This is a genomic window from Succinimonas sp. (genome assembly GCF_045225735.1).
Lineage (GTDB): Bacteria > Pseudomonadota > Gammaproteobacteria > Enterobacterales > Succinivibrionaceae > Succinimonas.
Window position 1 is genome coordinate 1 of record NZ_JBGVBR010000335.1, and the last position, 4,911, is coordinate 4,911.

Sequence of the window (4,911 nt, forward strand, 5' to 3'; positions counted from 1 at the left end):
ACCTTTACCCCGCTGTACGGTCTTACCCATGGGATTAAAATGCCGGTAATGCGGAAATTCGTCGACGCTGCCCTGAAAATGGCAAACAGCGACAATCTGCCGGAACTTATTCCGGCAGAATACCTGACGGAATATTCCGGCCGTTCTCTCCTGGAGAGTTTTCTGACTATTCACCATCCGGCCACCTCCGAATCCCTTGCCAGGCTTTCAGATTTCTCCGCGCCGTGCTGCAAAAGAATAATCATTGAAGAGCTGACGGCGCATCAGCTCAGTCTCATCAGACTGCGGGAAATGAACAGTCAGAACAACGGTTTTGCGCTTAAGCCCGTACCGGAGCTCCTGAAAAGATTTATCGCAGCCCTGCCCTTTCAGCCCACCAATGCTCAGAAGCGGGTTACCGAGGAGATTATTCAGGATCTCATGAGCGATATTCCTATGAACCGTTTGGTTCAGGGCGATGTGGGATCAGGCAAAACGCTGGTGGCCGCTATGGCCGCCCTGACTGCCGTGGGTAACGGCTGTCAGGCTGCCATCATGGCTCCCACAGAAATCCTGGCCGAACAGCATGCTGAAAAAATTGCCAAACTGTTTGCCCCTCTGAACATAAAAACAGCCACCCTGCTGGGAAAATACAAGGCGGCGCGAAGAAAAGAGGAGCTCAGACTCATCGAAAGCGGAGAAGCGGGGATCATTATCGGAACCCATGCGATTTTTCAGGAATCGGTGCATTATGCAAACCTGAAGCTAATTATCATCGATGAACAGCATCGTTTCGGCGTAGATCAAAGGCTTAGACTGCGCAGCAAGGCTGAAAAAGACGGTAAAACGCCTCATATGCTGGCCATGACGGCAACCCCCATACCCCGCACGCTGGCCCAGACAATGTATGCTGACATGAAGGTATCGGTGATTGACGAACTTCCTCCTGGCAGAACCCCCATCAAAACCTTTATGCTCTCCATTGATAACAAGCATAAGCTGATCCCAAAAATCATGGAAAACTGCCGGAAACACCTGCAGGTTTACTGGGTCTGCTGTCTGGTAAACGAATCGGACACTCTGGAGGAATGCCAGGATACTGAAAATGCCAGAGACTATCTTCAGGAAAATCTGCCCGGACTCAGCATTGATATCGTTCACGGACAGATGAAGCCCTCCGAAAAAGAAGAAGCCATGATCAGATTCAAGAACGGAGAAACCGACATTCTGGTAGCCACATCCGTAATCGAGGTCGGCGTTGACGTTCCCAATGCTTTTCTTATCGTAATAGAAAACGCAGAGCGCTACGGTCTGGCCCAGCTTCATCAGCTGCGCGGCAGAGTGGGCCGCGGCAAAATCGAATCCTACTGCTGTCTCCTGTGCTCAGGGAACATCAGCCCGGCCGGCATTGAAAGAATGGAAGTGCTAAAGGAAAGCACCGACGGCTTTTACATTGCCGAGAAGGATCTGGAAATCAGAGGGCCCGGAGATCTGATGGGAACCCGGCAGACCGGAGAAATGATTTTCCGGGCGGCGAATCTGTTCCGCGATGAGCCCCTTCTGGAACAGGGAGCCGAAATCGCCGCCGCCATTCACAGCAAGCATCCGGAACTGGAAAGCTCTTTGCTCAAACGCTGGTATCCTGATGGAGAAAAGGCGGGCAAGGCTTAAAATTGCTTCTGAGTTTTTGCGAGGCTCACAATAAACAAACTCTCTGATATACGAAGCCTCTCCGGTAGTGCACAATATCCCCTTGACAAAATCAGCCGGCAACCTATCCGAGAATCTACAGGGGGAGATTGTTCATGAAAAACATGCTTAATCTGAGACAGTCAGTAACTCAGACCCTTGCAATGACTCCTCAGCTGCAGCAGGCTATTCGGCTTTTGCAGCTTTCTCAGCAGGAACTTGAAATAGAAATTCAGGAAACTCTGGACAGAAATCCCCTTTTGGAAACAGAAGATTCCGCAGAATCCGCCACCACCTCTTTGGACGCCATCACTGAACAGCAAAGCAGCCAGGAAAAACAGGATGATGATTCCTTCGGCGCTGACAAGCCGGTAACCAGCGATGACGTGCCATATAATTCCAGTGCTGAATTGAGCTCTTCAAAACAGCTGGAAGGCAGCGGCGATTTTTATGAAAATGAATACAGTGCTGATTTTCCGGCCGAAACGGCTCCTCCGGAAGCCGCAAATGTCTCGGAATCACCATCCTCCGCTGAAATTGACAATCACGAATTCGACACCTGGAATGAGAACTATTCTGCCGGCGTTTCCGCGGGAAAAACCTACGAGGGAGCCGATGATACCTATCAGGGAGAAACTGCCTACGGTCTCAAGGAGCATCTCCTGTGGCAGCTTAACCTTACCAGGGGAACCCCTCAGGAACAATTCATCGGTGAGGTCATCATCGACGGAATAAAGGAATCCGGATATCTTGCCGAATCCAATGAAGATCTGCTTATAGCTGTTCAGAAGCAATATCCCAGTACCACCACCGAAGAAATTGACAGAGTGCTCCGCGTTATTCAGCATTTTGATCCCGTGGGAGTCGCCGGAAGAAATCTTGAAGAAACCCTGCTGACTCAGCTTGATGAATATGATGATACCGAACCTGTCATAATGCTGGCCCGGCAGATAATCAGGGAATATCTGAATCTTCTGGCTGCTAACGATATCAGCGCCCTGCAGAAAAAAACAAAGGTCAAAAATGAGCAATTACTGCGAGAGGCCGTAGGAATCATTAAAAATCTTGAACCGTACCCGGGCCGTACCATCGATCATGAATCAAGGGAGTATATTGTTCCTGATGTGGCAATTGTGCGCAAAAACAATAAATGGGTGGCCGAGCTTAACCCGGCTGCGGTTCCCCGGCTCAAAATCAATGAAACCTACAGTGCCATGATTCAAACGGTAAAATCGCCGGAAGACAGCAAGTATCTGAAATCCCATCTTCAGGAAGCCAACTGGTTTATTCAGAGCCTGAATAAGAGAAATGACACACTGCTCAAGGTAGCCACGTGCATAGCAAATGAGCAGCAGGATTTTTTTGAAAAGGGCCCGCAGGCAATGAAGCCATTGGTGCTCAATGACGTGGCTTCTCAGATCGGCATTCATGAATCTACCGTATCCCGGGTAACCACGGAAAAATACATGTACACCCCCCAGGGTACATTTGAGCTGAAGTACTTTTTTTCCAGCTCGGTTAATACGGAAAACGGCGGTACCTTTTCGTCAACGGCCATACGGGCAAAAATAAAAAAGCTTATTGACGAAGAAGACGTATCCCATCCTCTCAGCGACAGTCAGCTGTCGGAAATCCTGAAAAACGAGGGGATTATGGTAGCCAGACGCACTGTTGCCAAATATCGCGAATCCCTTAACATCGAGTCATCAAATCTCAGAAAAAAATTCTGCTGAGCAATATGACTTCATGGCGGAGTCCCGGTTTTGGAAAGTCTCCGAGGTGTTTATATCCTAAGACAAACTTTCTTTATCTTAGGATACTGTAAATAACAGCATCAGGGCCGTAAGCACTAATGCGGCCTCGTTTCCGGCAAAGCTTCGTCGCTTTCCCTGACTCTCTGTTACCCCGTATCCTGTTTATCTCCTTTTTTGTTCACTTTTTAATCAATAGTACTTAAAAACCATGGATGGTATCACCATTTGCGACTTAAAGACTGGATTTAACAGGTCAGAGACATCTAAAATAAAACTATAACTATGGCGAGGGCCGTAGCTAAAGCTCTGAATCTCGCTTTAAGATTCACCAGACTGAGGAGTTTCTATGCAGATAAATATAACCGGTCATAATATTGAAGTTACCGAAGCGCTGCGTAATTATGTTAACGACAAGATGGATCATATGAAACGTCTTGAAGAGTATGTTAAGTCTGTTAACGTTATCCTTTCCATTGAAAACCTCGTGCATAAGGCTGAAGCCAGAATTGCCGTTAAGGGTGACGATCTTTTTGCTGAAGCCGGTGCCGAAACGATGTATGCCGCCATTGATGCACTTGTGGATAAACTTGAACGCCAGTTAGTAAGGCACAAAGAGAAGTTAACCAAGTAAGCTTTTCGGTAATGTTCGATTTATCATCTATACTTAAGAAAAACGGGGTAATGAGCCCCGTTCTTTGTTACAGCCGCAAAAAAATTTTCGAGATCATTGCTGCTCAGGGAGCCAGTCTGACCGGCCTTAGCAATACGGAAATCATTACCGGACTGAACAGCCGGGAAAAGATAGGCACCACCTATATTCAGAACGGTTTTGCCCTGCCGCACATGATAATTCCCGACAGCGCGGCGGAATCTGCGGTCTTTCTGGTTTTGGAAAATCCCATATCATACGGGCAGATGGAGGATATCAAGGCCGATATTATCTTGGCGCTGTTTCTTCATCAGGATACCGTTGAAGAGGATGCGGATACCATTGAAGAAACGTCCCTGATTCTTTCTGATATCGCCATCACCAAATCCATAAGATCCCTGCGCAACATCCCCAATCAGATTTATCTCCTTATTGTGAATGTCTGCGCCAGGGAAAAATCACCGTAATACCGGAACCGCTGTTTACAGCTCCAGCTGTTTTTCAGCCTCAGTTTCCTCTTCCTTGATAAGATTCTCCGCCTTGGCCCGGACTGCCTTTTCCGCATCCTTGGCGGCAGCCACGGCCGCAGCTTTGTCAGCTGACTGGGTAATCTCTCCATATGCCTTAATGGAGGCGGCAACCTCAGCGCCTACCAGAATTACATACCAGTTAACATATACCCACAGCATCAGAATCGGAACTGCTGCTATGGCGCCGTAAACATTGGCATAGCTGGAAAAATTCACAATATAGAAAGTAAAACCCCTCTTTATGATTTCCTGAGCCAATGCCGCAAGAAAGGCTCCGCAAAGAGCGTGAACAAATTTAACTTTTGTATTC

5 protein-coding genes are annotated in these 4,911 nt (G+C 47.9%); 4 read left to right on the forward strand and 1 reads right to left on the reverse strand.

What is annotated here, in order from left to right; genetic code table 11:
* The 4 genes from ACJROR_RS11910 to ACJROR_RS11925 form a co-directional block, all read left to right on the forward strand.
* Nucleotides 1–1,650 (forward strand): ATP-dependent DNA helicase RecG (locus tag ACJROR_RS11910; protein ID WP_406547218.1); only part of this gene is annotated, 1,650 nt, incomplete at its 5' end.
* 134 nt (nt 1,651–1,784) lie between these two features.
* Entirely contained in the window at nt 1,785–3,401 is a 1,617-nt protein-coding gene (locus tag ACJROR_RS11915) for an RNA polymerase factor sigma-54 (RefSeq protein WP_406041189.1), read from the forward strand.
* 367 nt (nt 3,402–3,768) lie between these two features.
* Complete coding sequence (hpf, locus tag ACJROR_RS11920) at nt 3,769–4,053, forward strand: ribosome hibernation-promoting factor, HPF/YfiA family (protein ID WP_406041187.1); 285 nt, start codon at nt 3,769–3,771, stop codon at nt 4,051–4,053.
* 11 nt (nt 4,054–4,064) lie between these two features.
* Complete coding sequence (locus ACJROR_RS11925; RefSeq protein WP_406547219.1) at nt 4,065–4,538, forward strand: PTS sugar transporter subunit IIA; 474 nt, start codon at nt 4,065–4,067, stop codon at nt 4,536–4,538.
* A 15-nt stretch (nt 4,539–4,553) separates the two neighbouring features.
* On the opposite strand, the gene ACJROR_RS11930 is transcribed toward ACJROR_RS11925, so the two are convergent.
* The coding region (locus ACJROR_RS11930; RefSeq protein WP_406547220.1) for a YihY family inner membrane protein at nt 4,554–4,911 on the reverse strand (358 nt) is incomplete at its 5' end.